Source organism: Mesorhizobium sp. M7A.F.Ca.CA.004.04.2.1, assembly GCF_004022825.1.
GTDB lineage: Bacteria > Pseudomonadota > Alphaproteobacteria > Rhizobiales > Rhizobiaceae > Mesorhizobium.
On the sequence record NZ_RZPH01001021.1, the window covers coordinates 1 to 2,102 of the forward strand.

The 2,102-nt window shown below is 66.7% G+C and carries 2 protein-coding genes; both read right to left on the bottom strand.

Translation table 11 applies throughout. The annotated features are described in order from the left end of the window. Positions 1 to 1,335: molybdopterin-binding/glycosyltransferase family 2 protein (locus EN893_RS30650; RefSeq protein ID WP_128362045.1), on the bottom strand; the 1,335-nt coding region annotated here is incomplete at its 3' end. Beyond that, positions 1,332 to 2,036, bottom strand: coding sequence for an XdhC family protein (locus EN893_RS30655; protein ID WP_127267829.1), 705 nt, complete (start codon positions 2,034 to 2,036; stop codon positions 1,332 to 1,334). The genes EN893_RS30655 and EN893_RS30650, both read right to left, overlap by 4 nt. Positions 2,037 to 2,102 lie beyond the last annotated feature (66 nt).

Sequence of the window (2,102 nt, forward strand, 5' to 3'; positions counted from 1 at the left end):
GATATCAGGCATGTCACCGAGAACGATCATCACGCCGGCGGAATCTTCCGGCAGATAGGCGATGCCGGCTTTCAGCGAGGTGGACAGGCCCTCGGCAAAATCGGGATTGTCGGCGAAGGTCACGTCGAGGCCCACCAGCGCAGCGCGCACCCGCTCGCGCTGGTGGCCGGTGACGATGACAGTGCCGGACGCCTTCGAGCCGAGCGCCCGCTCGGCGGTGCGGCGCACAAGCGGCTTGCCGTCGAACAGCGCCAAAAGCTTGTTCGGCCCGCCCATGCGGCTTGAGCGGCCAGCGGCCAGCAGCACGATGCCGACCTTGAGCTGGCTTTTGGCCGGCAGCGGTTCGCGCGGCTGCGGCCGTGTCGGGATTTCCATCAACAGCCCGCCGACCCCCATGGCGGCAATATCCCTGGCCGTCACGTCGAGGCCAGCGATCAACCGGTCCAGCACCCAGTCGAAACCATTCTCCTTGGGGCTGCGGGCGCAGCCGGGCGCGCCGATGATGCGCTTGCCATCGAGCGTGCCGAGCACCAGCAGATTGCCGGGATCGACCGGCATGCCCGCGCGGATGACTGCACCACCCGCCTTCTCGATCGCCGCGGGAATGACATCGGCAAAATCGCTCATCGCCGAAGCGCCGAAGATCACCACCATGTCGTTGTCGCGCGCCAGGGAGACCGCGGCCTCCGCCACTGGCGCGACCTCATGCGGCGTGCGGCGCTCCGCAGTCAGCCTGCCGCCCGTACGCGCCAGCCGCGCTTCGGTGACGCGCAGCGTCTTGTCGAGCACGGAAGGCTTGATGCCCGGCAGAACCGTCTGGATGACGCCGACACGCACGGGCCGGTAGGCATTGACGGCAAATATCTCGCCCGCGGCGCAGATTTCTGTCGCAGCGTCGACCAGCGCTGAACTGACCGCGAAGGGAATGATCTTCACGGTCGCGACCATCTGGCCTTTCTCGACCGGCGCATGCTGCGCCAGCGTGGCGATGGTGATGGCGGGATCAATGGCATTGATGGCATCGATGACAGCGGCATCGACCGTGAAGATGCCCGGCGCCTTGGCATGGAGATTGACCCGCCCGGTCGCGGCAGGCCTGGCTTCGATCCCGCGAAAGGTCATGCTCTCGGCAATCGTTTGCGCGGCCGCATCCTCGCCGAGGTCGTCCTCAGTCAGCACAGCCGCAACGACCTCGGAAACACCGGCAGCCCGCAGCAGCGCCACATCTTCAGCGCTCAGCCTGTGCGCCTTGCGGAAGCGGCGTTCGCCGGCGGTGGTGGAGTGCGCCAGCACCGCGCCTTCCGCGGTCTCGATCGGGATCGGGCCGAATTTCACGCCGCCGCGCCCTTGGCATCGAGACCGCGCGAGCGGAAGGCGTGGATTGCCTGGGCCAACACCGCAACGGCGATCTCTCCCGGGCTGGCAGCACCGATGTCGAGCCCGATCGGCGCATGGATACGGGCGATCTGATCGGCGCTCGCGCCCAGCGCCAGCAGGCGTTCGACCCGCTTGGCATGCGTCTTCCTGCTACCGAGCGCCCCGACATAGAAACAGTTGGCGTCGAGCGCGGCCTTCAGCGCGAAATCATCGACCTTCGGGTCATGAGTGACGGCGGCAAGCGCCGTATAGCTGTCGAGCGGCTGACGCTTCAGCACATCCTCCGGCCATTCGGCATGAAGCGCCACATCGGGAAAGCGGTCCGGCGTGGCGAAGGCGGTGCGGGGGTCGATTATCTCCACGGGATAGCCGGCGATCCTGGCCATCGGCGCCAGCGCCTGGCTGATATGGACAGCGCCAATCACGACCAGACGCGGCTGCGGCAGATGCGCGTTGAGAAAGAAATTCCGCCCCTCTGCTTCGACCGAACCGGAGTTGCCTGTGCGGAACGCCCTGGCGATCGCGGCGCCAAGATCGCCGGCGACCTGATCGCCTTCGCGCACGATGCGGTCGCGGCCGTCACCGAGATCGGTGACCAGGATCGCCGCGCGGCGAGCGCGTCGTTCGGCGTTCAAAATTTTTAAGGCGTAGGGATCCATCCGAGATCAGCCCAGTCTTTCCACGTACACCTTGATGCGGCCGCCACAGGACAAGCCGACCTGCCA

Coding starts and splice junctions, on each gene's coding strand:
- EN893_RS30655 (WP_127267829.1), bottom strand. CDS start 2,036: ATGGATCCCTACGCCTTAAAAATTTTGAACGCCGAACGACGCGCTCGC.